General features: G+C 36.0%; 14 protein-coding genes. 2 read left to right on the top strand and 12 right to left on the bottom strand.

Features of this window, described 5'->3' with window-relative positions; genetic code table 11:
- Positions 1-209: 209 nt before the first annotated feature.
- The 7 genes from KW2_RS05255 to KW2_RS05225 form a co-directional block, all read right to left on the bottom strand.
- Complete coding sequence (locus KW2_RS05255; protein WP_021037162.1) at positions 210-962, bottom strand: class A sortase; 753 nt, start codon at positions 960-962, stop codon at positions 210-212.
- A 122-nt stretch (positions 963-1,084) separates the two neighbouring features.
- Complete coding sequence (locus KW2_RS05250) at positions 1,085-2,170, bottom strand: FAD:protein FMN transferase (RefSeq protein WP_021037161.1); 1,086 nt, start codon at positions 2,168-2,170, stop codon at positions 1,085-1,087.
- An 81-nt stretch (positions 2,171-2,251) separates the two neighbouring features.
- Positions 2,252-4,741, bottom strand: coding sequence for a DNA gyrase subunit A (gene gyrA, locus KW2_RS05245; RefSeq protein WP_014572534.1), 2,490 nt, complete (start codon positions 4,739-4,741; stop codon positions 2,252-2,254).
- 243 nt (positions 4,742-4,984) lie between these two features.
- Positions 4,985-6,454, bottom strand: coding sequence for an APC family permease (locus KW2_RS05240; protein ID WP_021037160.1), 1,470 nt, complete (start codon positions 6,452-6,454; stop codon positions 4,985-4,987).
- Between the two features lie 183 nt (positions 6,455-6,637).
- Complete coding sequence (locus KW2_RS05235; protein WP_021037159.1) at positions 6,638-7,273, bottom strand: SDR family oxidoreductase; 636 nt, start codon at positions 7,271-7,273, stop codon at positions 6,638-6,640.
- Positions 7,274-7,339: 66 nt separating this feature from the next.
- Positions 7,340-9,163, bottom strand: a complete 1,824-nt coding sequence (gene lepA / locus KW2_RS05230) for a translation elongation factor 4 (protein ID WP_021037158.1) — start codon at positions 9,161-9,163, stop codon at positions 7,340-7,342.
- 273 nt (positions 9,164-9,436) lie between these two features.
- Entirely contained in the window at positions 9,437-10,102 is a 666-nt protein-coding gene (locus tag KW2_RS05225; RefSeq protein ID WP_011835316.1) for an acetolactate decarboxylase, read from the bottom strand.
- Positions 10,103-10,212: 110 nt separating this feature from the next.
- On the opposite strand from KW2_RS05225, the gene murT reads away from it, so the two are divergent.
- Together murT and gatD are read left to right on the top strand one after the other, a co-directional pair.
- The gene (gene murT, locus KW2_RS05220; protein ID WP_021037157.1) at positions 10,213-11,562 is read left to right on the top strand and encodes a lipid II isoglutaminyl synthase subunit MurT; all 1,350 of its coding nucleotides are present in this window, start codon (positions 10,213-10,215) and stop codon (positions 11,560-11,562) included.
- A complete protein-coding gene (gene gatD, locus KW2_RS05215) occupies positions 11,563-12,348 on the top strand; it encodes a lipid II isoglutaminyl synthase subunit GatD (RefSeq protein ID WP_021037156.1) in 786 nt (261 codons plus the stop codon).
- Positions 12,349-12,423: 75 nt separating this feature from the next.
- Here the strand turns inward: gatD and KW2_RS05210 are convergent, their stop codons facing one another.
- The 5 genes from KW2_RS05210 to KW2_RS05190 all read right to left on the bottom strand — a co-directional run bounded on the left by KW2_RS05210 (position 12,424) and on the right by KW2_RS05190 (position 18,850).
- Positions 12,424-15,105 carry an FtsX-like permease family protein gene (locus KW2_RS05210; protein ID WP_021037155.1) on the bottom strand — a complete coding sequence of 894 codons (2,682 nt, stop codon included), beginning with the start codon at positions 15,103-15,105 and terminating at the stop codon, positions 12,424-12,426.
- A gap of 3 nt (positions 15,106-15,108) precedes the next feature.
- Complete coding sequence (locus KW2_RS05205; protein WP_011676110.1) at positions 15,109-15,810, bottom strand: ABC transporter ATP-binding protein; 702 nt, start codon at positions 15,808-15,810, stop codon at positions 15,109-15,111.
- 201 nt (positions 15,811-16,011) lie between these two features.
- Positions 16,012-16,836 (bottom strand): ammonia-dependent NAD(+) synthetase, encoded by an 825-nt coding sequence (nadE, locus tag KW2_RS05200; protein ID WP_011676109.1) that lies wholly within the window; start codon positions 16,834-16,836, stop codon positions 16,012-16,014.
- A gap of 56 nt (positions 16,837-16,892) precedes the next feature.
- Positions 16,893-17,381 carry a GNAT family N-acetyltransferase gene (locus KW2_RS05195; RefSeq protein ID WP_011835321.1) on the bottom strand — a complete coding sequence of 163 codons (489 nt, stop codon included), beginning with the start codon at positions 17,379-17,381 and terminating at the stop codon, positions 16,893-16,895.
- Entirely contained in the window at positions 17,378-18,850 is a 1,473-nt protein-coding gene (locus tag KW2_RS05190) for a nicotinate phosphoribosyltransferase (protein WP_011835322.1), read from the bottom strand. The genes KW2_RS05195 and KW2_RS05190 overlap by 4 nt, the downstream gene beginning before the upstream one ends.
- Positions 18,851-19,070 lie beyond the last annotated feature (220 nt).

Below are 19,070 nucleotides of genomic sequence, written 5' to 3'. Positions count from 1 at the left end.
CTATCTTAGTTATTATTTAACGATAATTGATATATGTCGTTATCATAACATTTTTTTATTAAATTTTCACTCATTCTTTTTTTTGAAACTTATAAGCTACAACGCCCTATTTACAGTACTTCATAGATTTCTTTATTTCTTATTTTTTATCAGTTTGCTCTTCTATATAAAGACAAAAAAATTTCGTGATTTACACGAAATTTTTTTAATTAGAAATTATTGATTTGATTATATTTTTTCTCAAAAGCATTTTTCACAGAATCTGTCACCTTATCATATGCCTTCTCATCAACAAATGTTCCATGAACAATAATCCGATGTGTGGCTTCGGCATCAGCACAAGTTACCAAAGTGATTTCTTTTTTACCCGGAGTATCATTTAAAACTTCAACATGTTCTGGCGTTACCACATCAATTTTATCAATTTTATACTGATAAACATTATTTTTGTCAGTAACATAAATGGACATTCCCGCTTTTGCTTTTTCTAAAGGAGTAAATAAAATTGATAAGTCTGAAGTGAAACCAGTCATATTGTGACCCGCAAGAGTATAATTTCCTTCACCCATCACTTGATCAGCTTTCATGGTTCCGGCCCCATATAAAAGTGAAGTATTTCCAACTCCTTTAAAAATAGGAAGATTAATATTCAATTCGGGGATTGCAATCCCCCCAATTACTGGTAAAGGTTGGCTATCAAACTGATTGGAAAGCACGGATTGGAAATCAACTGATTTTACTGCTGCGAAATCAAAACTCACATCAGCTTTTTTATTTTTTTCAATTTTTTCTTTTGAAACATTTTGAAGTTGATAATGATTACTCTTTGTGGCAATCATCATATTTCGAATAGGTTTATTAAAAATTAATACTAAGCCCACAATAAATAATAGGACAATGAATGTATTTAAAAGCCAGTTGTACTTTCTTTTTTTATTTTTATTTTTTGTGCGCTCTTCCATCTATATATGACCACCTTTTTATTTAATGTACTCTTTCCACTTATTGTATCACGATTTAAGTTCCGAGTCAAAAGTTTTAATTCTTTTACAAAAAAATCTTGCATATAGCAAGATTTAAACAATTATTTTAATTTTGTAATATTTCCTATTTTAAAAGAAGTCTTTTCTGAAAGTTGAAATTTATCTTTTAATCCCGGAGTGATATAGACTTTGTTGTTTTTATCAACAAATACGGCCTCTACATTTTTTAATTTTTCAACATATTCATAGCCTTTTTTAGTCCCCATAGCATAAATCATGGTTGATAAACCGTCACCATTTGTCTTATCTTTGCCAGAAATTAATAAGGTAATGCTTGCAATATCATTTTCAAATGGGTAACCTGTTTTAGGATTTAAAATGTGACTATATTTATGACCATCAACTTCTAAATAACGCTCATAGATTCCTGAGGTATTGACATGTTCATTTGAAGCTTCAATAATCCCCATTTGCGTTCCAGTCGGGTCATTTGGATTCTTGATACCAATCGTCCAAGGACTGTCAGCCCCACGCGGTGAATGACCAATGACATAAATTGAACTAGAGCCAAGATTCACGATTCCTGTGGTCACCCCATCTTTTTTGAGTGAATCCACCATTTTCATAGCAACAAAACCTTTAACAATTGAGCCCAAGTCTAAGCGAACACCTTTTTTAGTCAGATAAATCGTCTGATTTTTATCATTAAATTTTATATCATGATAATTAATCAAGGGCAAAACTTGGTCAATTTCTGATTGAGCAGGTTTTCTAGCATTATCCATCCCAATATTCCACAGACTTGTCAGAGAACCAATGGTAATATCATAACCTAAATCTTTAGCTGAATAATTGTAACCAGCTTTAACCAATTCATAGACACTTGCGTCTACTTTGACAGGTTTGATTCCCGCATTTTGATTAATATCATCAATTTGTGAACCCGATTGATTAACAGTAGTTAATTTATTATATTCGACAGGAAGTTTTAAGGCTTTATCAACTGCTGCTTCTTTATCCTTGTCATAAACAGTGACTTTGATGTAAGTTCCCATGGTTGTCACATCTTTATTGATTGGTGTTTTTAATAAATCACGATTATCTTTTTGACTCGATTTTCCATTGCTACAAGCGCTTAGACTTAGTAAACTCAATGCAGCTGCAACCCAAATTATTATTTTTTTCATGTTCAATTTTTACTGACAGACTAGTCAGCACCATTTATTTAATCAGAAAGTCTGTCAGTAACTGGCAGACTTTCATTTTATTTATTCTTCATTTGTGTCAGTAGAAAGAGCTTCGTCAGTAACTTCTGGCGAGTCAGTTTCTTCCTCTTCGATTACTGGATCTACAAGTGCAAAGGTTACAATTTGTGCTTCATCATCAAGTCGCATTACTTTAACCCCTTGGGCTGCACGACCAGTTTGAGAAATATTAGCCACATTTGTACGGATAATAACCCCTGTATCTGTAATGACCATCAAGTCTTCGTCACCATTGACTGCAGTTAAACCAGCTAATTTACCAGTTCTTTCTGTGACATTCATGACTTTCATCCCTTTACCACCACGGCCTTTTGTTGGATATTCCGAAGCTTGAGTTCGTTTACCAAGACCATTTTCTGAGATAACAAGGACTTCTTGACTGTCATCAATTCTTGAAGTTCCAACAACAAAGTCGCCTTCTCGGAGGTTAACCCCTTTGACCCCAGCTGCGGCACGTCCCATATCGCGAACAATGGCACCTTTGAAACGAACAGAGTAACCTAAGTGAGTCCCGATAATAACCTCATCTTCACCCGAAGTTCTAAGCACATTAATCAATTCATCGCCATCACGAAGTTTCAAAGCCTTCAAACCATTTGTCCGAATATTGCTAAATTGACTCGTTGAAGTCCGCTTAACAATCCCGTTACGTGTTGTGAAGAAGAGATATTTCGCCGCTTGGTCACGGTCAACATTGATGATTGTTGCAATTTTTTCACCATCATCAAGTTTTAAGAGATTGACAATTGGTAAGCCCTTAGCTGTCCGACCATATTCAGGAATTTCATATCCTTTCATTCGGTAGACACGTCCAAGATTTGTAAAGAAGAGTAAATGATCATGTGTTGATGTAGATACCAAATGTTGAACGAAGTCATCATCGGACATACCCATTCCTTGAACACCACGTCCCCCGCGATTTTGAGCACGGAATTCATCGTTAGCCAAACGTTTGATATATCCTTTATTTGATAAAGTAATCAATACATCTTCTTCCTCAATCAAATCTTCATCTTCAAGAGTAAGAACTTCACCAACCAACAATTCTGTTCGACGTTTGTCAGCAAATTTACGTTTAACTTCTTCTAATTCTTCACGAATAATTTTCTTAACCCGTTCAGGTTTTGCTAAAATATCTGTCAAGTCAGCAATCAAAGCAACTAAATCTTGATATTCAGCTTCAATTTTGTCACGTTCCAAACCTGTCAAACGACGCAAACGCATATCAAGAATGGCTTGTGATTGTTTCTCAGACAAGAGGAATTCATCCATCATTGTTTTTTGAGCAATAGCATCAGTTTGTGATTCACGGATAATTGTGATGATACGGTCAATATTATCAAGAGCGATACGTAAACCTTCTAAGATATGTGCCCGTGCTTCTGCACGTGCTTTATCAAAGGCTGTACGACGTTCGACAACTTCTATTTGATGTTCAATATAATCAACTAAAATTTCTTTCAAAGAAAGAATTTTAGGAATTCCTTTTTCGATAGCCAACATGTTGAAACCAAATGAAGTTTGCAAACTTGTCAGTTTGAAAAGATTATTTAGGATAACGTGTGCTGATAAATCACGACGCACTTCAATAACCACTCGAATTCCTTCACGGTTTGATTCATCACGAACCGCAGTCAATCCTTCAATACGTTTTTCATGGTTCAAACGAACAATATGTTCAACCAAGCGCGCCTTGTTAACCATGTATGGTAATTCAGTTACAACAATGCGTTCTTTTCCACCAGCCATTTCTTCAATGTGGGTTTTTGCACGTAATGTAATTGAACCTTTACCAGTTTCGTAAGCACGACGAATCCCAGATTTACCCATAACCAAAGCCCCTGTTGGGAAGTCGGGACCAGGAATGACAGACATCAAATCAGTAACGGAAGCTTCTGGGTTTTCCATAAGCATATCTACTGCATCAATCGTTTCACCAAGGTTATGTGGTGGAATGTTTGTTGCCATCCCAACGGCAATCCCTGTGGTTCCATTAACTAAAAGGTTTGGGAAACGAGCAGGTAAAACGAGTGGTTCACGTTCAGTTCCATCGAAATTGTCCATGAAATCAACGGTATTTTTGTTGATATCACGCAACATTTCCATCGCAATTTTACTTAAACGAGCTTCGGTATAACGCATCGCTGCGGCACCGTCACCGTCCATTGAACCAAAGTTACCGTGTCCGTCAGCAAGCATATGACGATAAGACCACCATTGAGCCATACGTACCATTGCTTCATAGATTGAACTGTCTCCATGTGGGTGATATTTACCCATAACTTCACCGACAATACGAGCCGATTTTTTATGAGGTTTATCTGGAGTATTCCCCAGTTCATTCATTCCGTAGAGAATACGACGGTGAACGGGTTTTAATCCATCACGTACATCAGGAAGTGCCCGTGCAACGATAACTGACATTGCATAGTCACGAAATGACGTCTTCATCTCCTCAACTAAATTGACATTGATAACATTTTTGTCTTGCATGTTTGCCTTGTAAAATCTCATTAAAAATGAAATTTTACTTTCCTTTCTTGCTTTCGGAAGAGTTTGCCCCAATTGACAAACAGATTAACTATATTATACCAAATTTCACACGAAAAGTCAGCTTTTCTCATAGATAGAGTCCAGTTTTTGAAATATATTCTGAGATATTTTTAAGAATACATCTTCTTTATCTCTAATCTGAAATTAATTAAAAAAAACCCTGAAAATCAGGGAATTTTTCAATTAATCTGGTGTAACTATTGTATCCAAATCAAGACTTGTTGCTTTTCTTTGCTCACGACGAGCAATGAAAGGTAAAAGCATACCAAGTAAAATTAAGACAATTGGTGTCAAAATATTCGATGCAAGTTGGAACCACCATGCAGATGGATTAGCAGCATAGTCCAATTTTGGAACCATTCCTAGAACACAAGCAATGAGTGTAAAGAGGAAACACCAAGCGCCAGCAATCATAGCTAGACGTTTTTGTTTGATAAATTTATATTCAGATTGGAAGTGTTTAACTGCCCGATTTAACATAATAAAGGCAAAGAAGACCCAAAGATAGCGCATTGGCATCACGACTGAGTTCAAGTTAGTCAACCATTTAACCAATTCATTCATATCACCGATTCCAAGTAATGGTAAAAGAATAATGATACTTACAAGAATTCCTGTTAATGTATAACCATTTTTAAGGGTTCCTTTGTTTGTCTTTTTACGCAACCATGCTGGAACATATTCTGGGTCAGCATCGGCAAGTAAAATACGTAATGGCGCATCAATAGAGAAAGCCAAGGCAGCTATTTGTCCTACACCATTAGTTAAAGCGTAGACAATCATTAAAAAGTTTCCGACACCAAAGTGTTGACCCAAGATTTGGAATGCAGCGTAAGCCCCATTAGCCATCAAGTCATTTGGTAAATTACCACTTGAGAAAATCATTCCCATAGCAATTGAACCTAAAACGGCACAGATACCAACCATTCCAGCAAGTAAAAACATTCCTCTTGGAAATTCTTTTGCTGGATTTTTAGTTTGGTTAACATAAGGAGAAATTTTTTCAGCACCACCGACAGCAAAGACTAGCATTGAAATAGTTGTGAAATAACTAAAGTCAAATTTAGGAATATAAGTTTTAATATTTCCCATGTCAGGCGTTGCAATATGGAAATCTTTCGCGATAAAAGGTGCTCCAATCGCCATGACAATGAAAAGTAAACTCATAACAAACATTGCTGTTCCCGCAAGTCCACCAATAACTTTCAGAGTATTTAACCCTTTTGTCGATAGCCATAAGAAAGCTAAGAAAATTGCTAACGAAATAAGAGCAACAGCGGTCATCGACATTTGACTGACCAGATTCCCATTTCCTTGACCAACCCAGCCAAAAGCAATCAAAATTGCTTGGGGTTTTTGAGCCAAATAAGGAATATGAACCACCCAATAAGTCCACGCAGCATAGTAAGCTAAGCGTTTTGTACTGGTATTTTCAACCCAAGAACTTACGCCACCCTTACTATCTTTGAAAGTTGAACCAAGTTGCCCAACAATCAATGCATAGGGAATAAAATACAAAGCTAAAATCAAAAGCCATGAAGTAACAACCGTAATTCCTTGTTGAGCAAAGTTGTTGACAACATTGCCCATGCCCCAAACCATGTTGAAGGCAATAAATGCGACGGTAAACCATCTAATTTTTTTTGTGTCCATAAAACTCCTTAAATTTTTTTGAATAAATCGCGGACATTGACAATTTATTGTTTAGCGCTTTCTTTTTAGCGTCATTAAAATTATAAAATATTACAGACCCTTCTGTCAATTTTTTACTGTAATCAAAAAAGATACTTAAATTTTTAAGTATCTTTTGAATATTAGCTCAATTTCAAAGACCATTTAAAGACTATCAAGTGCTTTTCTGATTGGTGTTTTCCCATTGTGCATCGAAATTACTTGTCCAATTGAACGATCGGTCGTTACTAATTCCTTGATAGTATCTGCCACATCTTCGATAGTATTGCTTGCAGAAACACCGTCGTTGATATCAATTAAGCCAGTTCCTTCTTCTTCTGTCAAAGCTCCAGGTTGGATAATAGTATAGTCCAGAGTCGTTTCTTTAGTAAGGTATAAATCAGCAAAATGTTTAGCAATATAGTAATCTTTCAAAGCATCAAAACCAGCACCAATCCATTTTTCTGGTTGAAGAGAGAAGATGGTACTCAATAAGATAAATCGTTTGACTCCTGCTTTTTCAGTTGCCTGCATCAATTTTACAGCCCCATATAAGTCAACCTTCAATAAACTTTTTCCACCTGAACCTGAAACATTAATTACAAGGTCCATTCCTTGTAATTGCTTGGACATTTCCTCTGGTGTCCAGTCAACATCAAAATGAACTGCATTTACATTATCATATTCAGGAACTTGCTCAATTTTTCTTGCCCCAGCATAGATTTGATGGTCCGTTGTTGAGAGGGATTTAATCAAGCTTTTACCTACACGTCCTGTACTTCCAACGATAAATATTTTCATTTTCTACCTCTTTTCTACTTCTTTTATTGTAACAAAAAACCACCTTGATGGTGATTTTAAGATGTTTTATTCTTCGTCCATTGAGAGGACAGAGAGGAAGGCTTCTTGAGGGACTTCTACTGAACCAATGGCTTTCATCCGTTTTTTACCGGCTTTTTGTTTTTCAAGGAGTTTTCGCTTACGGGAAATATCTCCACCATAACATTTGGCCAATACGTTTTTACGAAGAGCTTTAATATCTGAACGAGCAACGATTTTGTTTCCAATGGTTGCTTGGATTGGAACTTCAAATTGTTGACGTGGAATGAGTTTTTTAAGTTTTTCAACAATTACTTTTCCGCGTTCAAAGGCAAAGTCTTTGTGGACAATGAAACTTAAGGCATCGACTTTTTCAGCATTTAAGAGAATATCCATTTTTACAAGATTTGATGGACGATAGTCAGAAATTTCATAATCAAAGCTGGCATAACCTTTAGTTGATGATTTAAGTTTATCAAAGAAATCAAAGACAATTTCACTCAATGGAATATGATAAATGATATTGACACGATTTGCATCTAAATAATCCATTGTTAGAAAAATTCCGCGTTTTCGTTGGGCCAATTCCATCACAGGACCAACAAAATCATTTGGCACCATGATTTGAGCTTTAACAAATGGTTCTTCAATATTTTCAATGCGTGTAGGATCTGGGAATTCCGATGGGTTAGCGACTTCTAATGTTTCACCATCTGTAGTATTAATATGATAAACAACGGATGGAGCAGTCATAATCAAATCAATACCAAATTCACGTTCTAAACGCTCTTGAATGACATCCATGTGCAAGAGACCAAGGAAACCACAACGGAATCCAAAACCAAGAGCTTGTGATGTTTCAGGCTCAAAACGAAGACTAGCGTCGTTTAATTGAAGTTTTTCAAGGGCCTCACGAAGGTCGTTAAATTTATTTGATTCAATTGGGTAAATCCCAGCAAACACCATTGGGTTCATTTCCTTATAACCCTCTAGGGCTTCGGCCGCTGGATTTGAAGCGAGTGTCACTGTATCCCCAACACGTGTGTCAGCAACTGTCTTGATTGCGGCTGCAACATAACCAACATCTCCGGCCATCAAGAAATCACGGGAAACTGCTTTTGGTGTGAAAATCCCAACTTCTGTAACATCAAATTCTTTGCCGTTACTCATCAGTTGAATACGATCTCCAACCTTGACTGAACCGTCAATCACACGAATTTGAAGAATAACTCCTCGATAAGCATCATAAACTGAGTCAAAAATTAGAGCTTTGAGAGGTGCATCAACTTCACCTTGAGGGGCTGGAACTTTCTCGACGATTTGTTCGAGAATTTCTTCAATCCCAATCCCAGCTTTAGCAGAGGCAAGAACCGCTTCGGAGGCATCTAAACCAATCACATCTTCAATTTCTTGGCGAACCATTTCTGGGTCAGCAGCTGGTAAGTCAATTTTATTGATGACTGGTAAAATTTCGAGGTCATTATCCAAAGCAAGATAAACGTTAGCGAGGGTTTGAGCTTCGATTCCTTGGGCGGCATCAACAACTAAAATTGCCCCTTCACAGGCAGCAAGACTTCGTGAAACTTCATAAGTAAAATCGACGTGACCTGGCGTGTCAATGAGATGGAAAATATAAGTTTCGCCATCTTTAGCTTTATAATTTAACTCGATAGCATTTAATTTAATGGTAATCCCACGTTCACGTTCAAGGTCCATTGAGTCTAAAAGTTGGGCTTGCATTTCACGTTTTGAGACAGTTTCAGTTTGCTCGAGAATACGGTCAGCAAGGGTTGATTTCCCGTGGTCAATATGGGCGATAATCGAAAAATTACGAATCTTTTCCTTACGCGCGTTCATTTCTTGTAAATTCATTTTGATTCCTTTATAAGAGTTCTTGTGGGCTTATCATTTGCTTTTCGTCCACGAACTTCCATTTCGCTTTTTTATAACTAAAAATCAGTTAGAATAATTATAGCATATTTTGCAATAAAAAACCGCTCTTTTTATGTAAGGAGCGGTTCCGTGATAGCTATAATAACTTTACTTTAAAGCAAAATATTCTATAAATTACATTTTAATAAAACTAATAGTTTCTCTCTGAATAAGAGTAAAATTAGAGAAACTTGTCTTCTATGTTAGACAAAATTATTGAAATAAGTGCTGGTCAAAATTTTCATCCTCATCAGGAAATTCTTGTTCAATTTGGGTAATTTTGCCAAGTTCAATCGCAAGATTTTCAGTGATGAAATTTTGGACATGAGCCGTAAATGTTTTATCCTCACTGACAAAATGCAAATGAAAACCAATTCCGAAAAGGTCAGTCAAATGTTTGGGTGCCCAAACACCAAGCATCGTACCAGAGATATTTTCTTTTGTAAAATAAGGTTGGTCAGCCATAATTTCATCATAAGGACGAGTGTTATTGGCGGGCTTGCTACTGACGGTCACTTCTTTAAATTGACCGGTCATGACAATCGTATAGGCAGTATTTGCCGTTGGAAAACGCTTAGTCAGCGCTGACAGAAAATCTTCTGAGTTACTGACAGAGTTGTCAGTAAATTTAACGATGGGTTGATGTTCAACCATTGCCACATAAGGCATCGTTTCATTTTCTTCAACTAATCTGACTTGATTTTCTGAGTCACCGTGATAGGCGATGCCATCAATGATTGTCACCTCGCCATTTGCCGTATCAAGCGTACCGATACCGACTTTGCCGTGTGTTAGTGCTTCTTTGAGGGTAATTGTACCTTTGTAAAAGCCGCTAGAGAGTGTCGTAAATGTATTGTGTTGGAATATTCTGCTATTCATAATGATATTATTTTATCACTTTTTTTTGTTAGTAGTATCAAATATGTTTTATAAATTTTATTATAAATTTTATAGAGCAAAAAATCCCTGTATTTGGTATAATATTGCTTATGACAATAAAAACTTCATTTGCAAAGTTTGCTGGTAATTCATCGCGCTTTGTCTTGGAAAAATTTTTCAAGCGCGGTTCAACTTTACCAGGAAAAATTGCTTTAAAATTTGACCCTGAAATTCTTAAATCACTGACCAAAAATTATGAAATCATTGTTGTGACTGGAACCAATGGAAAAACATTGACCACAGCTTTGACCGTGGGAATTTTAGAAAAGGCTTTTGGACCAGTAGTGACAAATCCAACTGGAGCCAATATGATTACGGGGATTGTATCAACTTTTCTCAAAGCTCCCAAAGCGAAAACTGGCGAAAAGAAATTTGCTGTCCTTGAGATTGATGAAGCGAGTTTGCCAAAAATCACTGAATATATCAAACCTTCATTATTTGTTTTCACAAATATTTTCCGTGACCAAATGGACCGCTATGGCGAGATTTACACCACCTACGATTTCATCGTCAAAGGTGCGGCAAATAGCCCTAAAGGTACTGTTTTATTAAATGGTGATAGTCCACTTTTCAACTCAAAAAAATTAGTTAATCCTGTAAAATATTATGGCTTTAATCACGAAAGTCATGAACCCACTCATGCTCATTACAATACCGAGGGGATTGTCTGTCCAGTCTGTCATCATATTTTGGCTTACAAGATGAACACCTATGCTAACTTAGGAAATTATATCTGTGAAAATTGTGGTTTTAGTCGTCCAGAATTAGATTATCAACTGACAGAATTATCCGAGATTACAAATACTTCTTCTAAATTTGTCATTGATGGGACAGATTATAAAATCAATGTCGGCGGACTTTATAACATCTACAATGCCCTTGCTGCTGTCTCTGTCGCTGAATATTTCAATGTGCCAAAAGAAACAATTGCGGCTGGTTTTGAACTTTCCAAAGCAGTTTTTGGTCGTCAAGAAACTCTTGAAATCGATGGAAAAAAAGTAACCATTGTTTTGATTAAAAATCCAGTAGGTGCGAATCAAGCCCTTGAAATGATGAAATTAGCCAATTATCCTTTCACTTTAGTTAGCCTTTTGAATGCCAATTATGCTGACGGAATTGACACAAGTTGGATTTGGGATGCTAATTTTGAATTAATTAATGACATGGAAATTGACCAAATTATCACAGGCGGTGTTCGTTCATCTGAAATGGCTAGACGTATGCGAGTGACTGGATTTGATGCCCAAAAGATTTCCGAGCGTAAAGAACTTTCAGAAGTATTAGAGGCAATCAAAGAAAGTCAAAAAGATCATGTCTATATTTTGGCAACTTATACTGCCATGTTGCAAATGCGTGAACTACTGGCTGACGGTCATTATCTTGGAAAGGAAATGCGTTAAATGGCATATATCTCTTTAAAATCAAACCTTGAACATCCAAAGTATGCCCTTAATGTGGCTCACCTTTATGGTGATTTAATGAATACTTATGGTGATAATGGAAATATTCTCATGCTCAAGTATGTCGGAGAAAAATTAGGGGCAGAAATGACCTTCAATATTGTTTCTTTAGGCGACACTTTTGCTAAAGAAGATTACGACCTTGTCTTTTGGGGAGGTGGTCAAGATTATGAACAAGAAATTATCGCTGACCAATCACTGCTTGACTTGTCAGCACCTTTAAAAGATTACATTGAATCTGAGAAACCACTTCTTGCAATTTGTGGTGGTTATCAAATGCTCGGTCAGTATTATGTTAATTCTGAAGGGACAAAAATTCAGGGGACAGGAATTCTTGGACATTATACTGAAAATTTGCGAACTGACCGTTTTATTGGCGATATTGAAACTCACAATGAAGAATTTGGCGAAACTTACTATGGTTTTGAAAATCATTCAGGAATTACCTATCTCTCTGATGATGAAAAACCCTTAGGAACCGTCGTTTATGGTGGTGGAAATAATCCAGATGACCAAACTGAAGGTTTAATTTACAAAAATACTTTTGGAACTTATTTCCATGGTCCAATTCTTTCAAGAAATGCCCGTCTGGCTTATCGTTTAGTGACTACTGCTCTTTACCAAAAATATGGTGAAGAAATTCAACTTCCTGCTTTTGAAGATATTTTAGCTGACGAAGACAAAGGTCAACAAATTGGAGACCTTAAACGTAAAGTTGAAAAATAATAAAAAAATTACTGACAGAAATTTCTGTCAGTAATTTTTTTATTTTTTAAAAAGCTGTCAGTAAAATTTTTATGATTAATCTACTGATTTCAGAGCTCCAAGCATATCCACGGCTTTTAATTTGAAATGAACAACAAGCGCCAGCAAAAGAGTGGTCGCAAAAGTAATCGCTGCTGATAACAAAAGATTTGTCCATAGTAGCCCCGGTGCAAACATGATTTGATCAGCTGACAATTGGTTCATAATAACCTGATGGAAATAATCCCCTAGACCAAAACCTACCAAAATCCCCAAAAAGCTTAATAAAATCGTTTCCCGATAAATATAAAGTGTGACTTCACGGTCATAAAATCCTAAAACTTTGATTGTCGCTAATTCACGAATTCTCTCGGAAACATTGATATTTGTTAAATTATAGATGACAACAATCGCAAGCAGAATGGCACAAGTAATCAAAACAATCATGACACTATTAATGCCATACATAAAGGATTCAATCACTTTTTTAAGGTCACTATTTTGTGAAATAGCCTGAATTCCGTCTTCTTGCATCAATTGAGCCGACATCTTTTGAATATTATTTACAGAGGCATTTTTTAACTTAATCAATTGACCATTGGTCATAAAATCTTTTTTAAAAACTTTCTGGTAAACCGATTGGTTCATGAAAATATAATGGCCCATATACATTTCAGTAATTGCCGACACTTTTATCCTTACAGGCTTATTTTCATCATCTTTAAGCGTCAGAGAATCTCCAACTTTTAGACCTAAAAGTTCAGCAAATTTCTCCGAAATGACTGCTCCAGAATCATTTAATACAATCTTTTGATTATTTTCACGAGATTCTAAACTAACATATTTTGATAAATCATCAGATTGATTCGTCGCAATTAAGCTGACCTCTTGCTTTTCTAATTTTCCACTGGCTTCTTTTGTCAAATTTTCAAAGGCAATTGGCAAATAATTCTCAATTTCTGACGAGTTCAATTCTTTATTGATTGCTTCTTTTTCTTTGTCACTAACTTTATTTTTTTCAATGGCAATCATATCATAATGCAAAATTTGCCCAAATTGTTTTGATGCAAGTCCAGAAATCGAATCACGAATCCCAAATCCCATGACAAGTAAAGCCGTACATCCAGCGACACCAAAGATGGTCATTAACATCCTTTTTTTATAGCGGAAAAGATTTCGAGCCGTCACTTTATAAGTAAAACTCATTCTTTTCCAAATAAAATTAATTTTCTCTAAAAGAATGCGTGAACCTGCTTTTGGCACTTTTGCTAAAAATAAACTAGCTGGTACTTCCTTTAATTCTTTTCGGACAACCCAGTACGCTGGTAAAAGACTACAAGCAATGGCAATGGCAAAAGCGACTATTGTCCATAGGGGTGAGAAAGTTAAACGCAAATTACTAAAGGTAGATGAAGCTGTGTAAGCATTAAATACTGCAAACGGTAAAAAGGTATGTCCGATAATTGTTCCTACTAAAGCACCTAGACCACTAGAAACTAAACCATAGACCATAAATTTCTTACGAATCTCACGATTTGAATATCCCAAAGCCTTAAGTAAACCGAGGTTCCCTCGTTCTTCTTCAACAAAACGGGTCATTGTTGTCAAACTGACTAATAAAGCAATGGCAAAAAGGACAACCGGAAAAATATTTGAAAGACTGTCAATTCTTGTTGAATCCTCCAAAAAAGTTTTGTAACCTGGATTTCCTTCTTTACGATTATTAATCTGATAAGTTGGTTCTTCAAGTTGATTTAAAGCTGCTTCTTTTTTAGCCAGCTCTGCTTTAGCCGATGCAATCTTTTCTTTTCCAGCATCAATTTGATTTTGAGCCCCATTGATTTGCTCAATCACTTGAGCGGATGCATTTTCCCCAATTTGATTCTTTTGAGCAATTAATTGATTTTCTTGCTGAGTGAGTTGATTTTCTTTGTCAACTATTTGACTTTTCGCTTCATTAATCTGTTTTTCTGGGTCCACTTTAAGTGCTGCCAAGCGTTTTTCTGGTTGATTTTTAAATGTATTTTCTAAAGCTTTTTGTTCTCTTTTTAGTCGATTATCGTACTTGTCATCAAAAATGGAGATATTTTGTAAATTTTTATAAGATAAACGAGCAATCATATAAACTTTAGAATCAAAGGCATCCTTAGTCACAAGCCCATAACCATTGAGCTTCCCAGTCCCTACCGTCGTTGCGCCAAAATTACTCTTATCGACATATTCACTAGATTTAACAAATCCAACGATTTTAAAAGAATGATTTTTTAACAGATCAGAATCCTCAGATTTAGGAGGGGTAAAATCAATGCTTTGGCCTATTTTATACTGACTATCATATAAATAATCCAAGGCAATTTCTGAATTGCTTTGAGGCAACTTGCCAGACATTAACTCATAGGTTGACAATTCATCTGGCTTAGAAAATAAGCGTAGACTGCTTTCTTTTCCCTTGATTACCAAATCCTGAAAGTAGCCGAATTCTGCTTTTTTTAAGCCTTTTGTTTCATTAATCAGCCTTTGGTCAGTCTCATCCAATCCTAAAGTTGAAGTTACCGTTAAATCTGCTAACTGATGCTGCCGATAAAACTCTTCCGAAGTTGCCCTCATATCCGGACCAGAAACTTTTAATCCGACAAAAGCAAAAGTTCCTAAAAGCATCAAAGAAAAAATAGAGATGAAACGACCTAATGAACCCGTAATTGACCTACGAATTTCTTTGTTTAAAGTTTTTTTCCGCATAAGTCACCACTCAATTCTATCAATATCTTCTGGTTGGCTATTATTTTCAATTTTTTTAATTTTTCCATCATGCATCTGAATCACTCGATTGGCAATTGGTGCAATGGCAGCATTATGAGTGACAATAATAACCGTTTTTCCTTCCTTTCTGGCCATATCTTGAAGAATTTTTAAGATTTGTTTTCCTGTGTGATAATCCAAAGCTCCAGTGGGTTCGTCACAAAGTAAGATTTTAGGATTTTTAGCTATAGCACGCGCAATGGCCACTCTTTGTTGCTCACCTCCTGAAAGTTGCGAAGGAAAATTATGAATGCGATGTTCCAATCCGACACTTTTCAAAACCTCTTTAGCATCTAGTGCATTCTCAACAATTTCAGAAGCTAATTCGACATTTTCTAAAGCCGTTAAATTATTGACAAGATTATAAAATTGAAAAACGAAACCAACAGCATATCGTCGATAAGTAATCAATTCTTTATTTGAAAAATTGGAGATTTTTTCCTTATCAATAATGACCTCACCTTCATCATTTGTGTCCATTCCCCCTAAGATATTTAGAACTGTCGATTTACCAGCACCAGAGGAACCTAAAATGACAGCCAACTCTCCTTTTTCAATTTCAAAATTCACTTGGTCATTGGCATAAATTTTTTCTTGTCCTGATTGATAGATTTTAGATTCATTAATCACTTCAATAAAAGTCATTATTTCCCTCCTTTAATTGTAAACGCTTTATTAAATTATAACATAATTGGCCTTTACTTTTTATCTATGTCCTCAGTTTTTTAATATAAAAATTACTGACAGAAATGAAAAGTTACTGACGAAACTCCCGTCAGTAACTTTTTATCCACCGATTCAACACTCACCTTGGTCGTGTTGAACTGTCAGTAATTATATTTATTTTTATTTCCAGAAATCATCAAAGATACTGATTGGTAAGTGACGTTTATGTTGCGTTTTATTCCACCAAGCTTCGATTTTGGCCTTAGCATCCTCAGAAATCACTTTTCCTTCTGTATAGTCATCAATATCATTGTAAGTCACACCAAGTGCAATCTCGTCAGCAAGTCCAGGCTTACCTTCTTCAAGGTCAGCAGTTGGAACTTTTTCATAGATTGCTGGGTCAGCACCAAGTTCTGCTAAAAGTGCTTTACCTTGACGTTTATTCAAACGAAAAAGTGGCAATAAGTCAGCTCCGCCATCACCAAATTTCGTGAAAAATCCAGTAATATTTTCTGCTGCATGGTCTGTTCCAAGAACAGCACCTTGATATTGTCCAGCCACAGCATATTGGGTAATCATACGTTGACGGGCTTTAATATTTCCTTTATTGAAGTCTGAAACCTCAACACCTGCTTCATTTAGAGCCGCTACTTGTCCTTCAACAGCTGCTTTGATATTTACTGCCAAACTGACATCTGGCTTAATAAAGGCAAGCGCACGTTGAGCATCTTCTTCATCGGCTTGCACACCAAAAGGCAAACGTACAGCAACAAATTTATAAGAAGCATCAGCTGTTTCTTGTCGCATTTCTTCGATAGCAATCTGAGCTAAGCGGCCTGCTAAACTTGAATCTTGTCCGCCAGAAATTCCAAGGACAAATGATTTGATGAATGGATACTTTTTAAGATAATCTTTCAAAAAATCAACTGACACTCTAATTTCTTCTTTAGGATCAATAATTGGTTTCACACCAAGTTCTTTAATAATTTCTTCTTGTAATGTCATTTTCTCTTCCTTTCACTGACAGCTATAAAATTTTACTGACAGCTCCACAACAACTTTTAATCTAAAATTTTACTCATGTAAAATTCATCAATAAATTCTCCATCGACACACATAGACTCGCGACGAACACCTTCAATTGTAAAGCCTTGCTTTTGAAAAAGGGCAATAGCCGCATAGTTATTAATCATTACGGTCAGCTCTAAACGTTTTATTTCTTTTTCTTTAGCCCATCTATCAAGTTCTGCAAAAAATTGGGCTCCAATACCTTGATGCTGAAATTCTTCAATGATACCAACAACCACATAGGCTGTATTTCTAATCCGATTGGCATTTCCTCTTTTAGCTGACAGAAATCCAACGAATTTTCCCTCAACATCAGCACCAATTAAAAAATCAAAACGTGAAATATGACCAATTGTACGACTAAAATCAAATCGTCGCTCATCTGGCTCAAGCATCATAAACTTACTTTCAATATCCAATTGCTTTTGGACATCCCAAAAAAGTCGTGCATCACTGAGATCTATTCGTCTTATTCTCATCATTCATCATCCAATCTGGTCATTGATACTGTCGTGCGTACTTGTGAAATCAGACGCATTTTATGATTCCATAATTCTTGAGACAAATCCACTGGGTAAGGCTGTGGATTTAAATCTCGCTTGTATTCATCCCAAAGCTCTTCCAAGTTTTCATGGGCAAATGCTTTAATTTCCTGTAGTTCTGGAAGTTGATAAATAAGTTCACCATCAATAAAAATATCTTTTAAAAGTGGATTAGCATTGAAATCCCGAACATTTTTATTAATGTATGTATAGAGCGGGTGGAACATGTAGATTTCTTCTGCTACATCTGGACGCTCGTCAGAAAAAGTAATGTAATCTCCCTCTGATTTTCCATCTGCTTTTTTGGTGATGCGCCAAACTTGCTTTTTACCCGGTGTCGATACTTTTTCCGCATTACTTGAAAGCTTAATCGTATCTTGCATTTCTCCGTGTTCATCTTCCATAGAAACTAATTTATAAACCGCACCAAGCGCTGGTTGGTCGTAGGCGGTAATTAATTTTGTTCCGACTCCCCAAACATCAATTTTTGCTTTTTGCATTTTCAAACTTAAAATAGTATTTTCATCTAAGTCATTTGAAGCATAAATCTTTGCGTCAGTAAAGCCAGCTTCATCAAGTTGCTGACGAACTTTTTTCGAGATATAAGCCATATCTCCTGAATCAATTCGGACACCTTGAAAATTAATTTTATCACCAAACTCACGTGCCACTTTAATCGCTGAAGGAACTCCTACTCTTAAAGTATCATAAGTGTCAACCAGGAAAACACAATCTTTATGCGTTTGAGCATAAGCCTTAAAAGCTTCATAGTCATTACCATAAGATTGAACTAAAGCATGCGCATGTGTTCCACTTGCTTTCAAGCCAAAGATTTTAGCCGCCCGAACATTTGATGTCGCATCAGCTCCCCCGATAACTGCTGCTCTTGTTCCCCAAATTGCTGCATCCATTTCTTGAGCTCTTCTTGTACCAAATTCCAACAAAGGGTCTTCCCCAATTACAGATTTGATACGAGCGGCTTTTGTTGCTATTAGAGTTTGGAAATTAATAATATTTAAAATAGCTGTTTCTACCAACTGGCATTCCGCAAGTGAACCTTCAACCTGAACCAAAGGTTCATTTGCAAAGGCAAGTTGACCTTCTTGCATGGCTCTGACTGTTCCTGTAAAGCGTAATTCTTTTAAATAATTTAGAAAATCTTCTGGATAGTCTAATTCACGCAAATAGGCGATATCTGTTTCCGAGAATTTGAGATTCTTTAAATATTCAACCATTCGCTCTAAACCAGCAAAAACAGCATAACCATTTTTAAAAGGCATCTCACGGAAAAAAACTTCAAAGACTGCATGGCGCTGGTGTCTTCCAAGCTCAAAGTAAGTTTGCATCATATTAATTTGATATAAGTCCGTATGTAATGTAAGACTGTCGTCTTGATATAGATGTGGCATAATTTTTTCTCCCATATTCACTTTCGCTAATCACACCGATTTTAACGCAATTCTAATCTTTATTTTATCAAATTTTGCCCTAAATTTGTACTGGGAACCCTTTACAAAAGCACAATAAATAAATATTTAGCTATTCTTCATTTCTATTTTTTATTTCCCTTTATAATTTTTAAAAACCAATGCTATTTTTTGCTCCACTTATGTTTTTTATACTACAATA

Origin of the sequence: Lactococcus cremoris subsp. cremoris KW2, assembly GCF_000468955.1 — a bacterium.
GTDB classification, from domain to species: domain Bacteria; phylum Bacillota; class Bacilli; order Lactobacillales; family Streptococcaceae; genus Lactococcus; species Lactococcus cremoris.
This window is presented reverse-complemented; position numbering and strand designations above follow the sequence as displayed.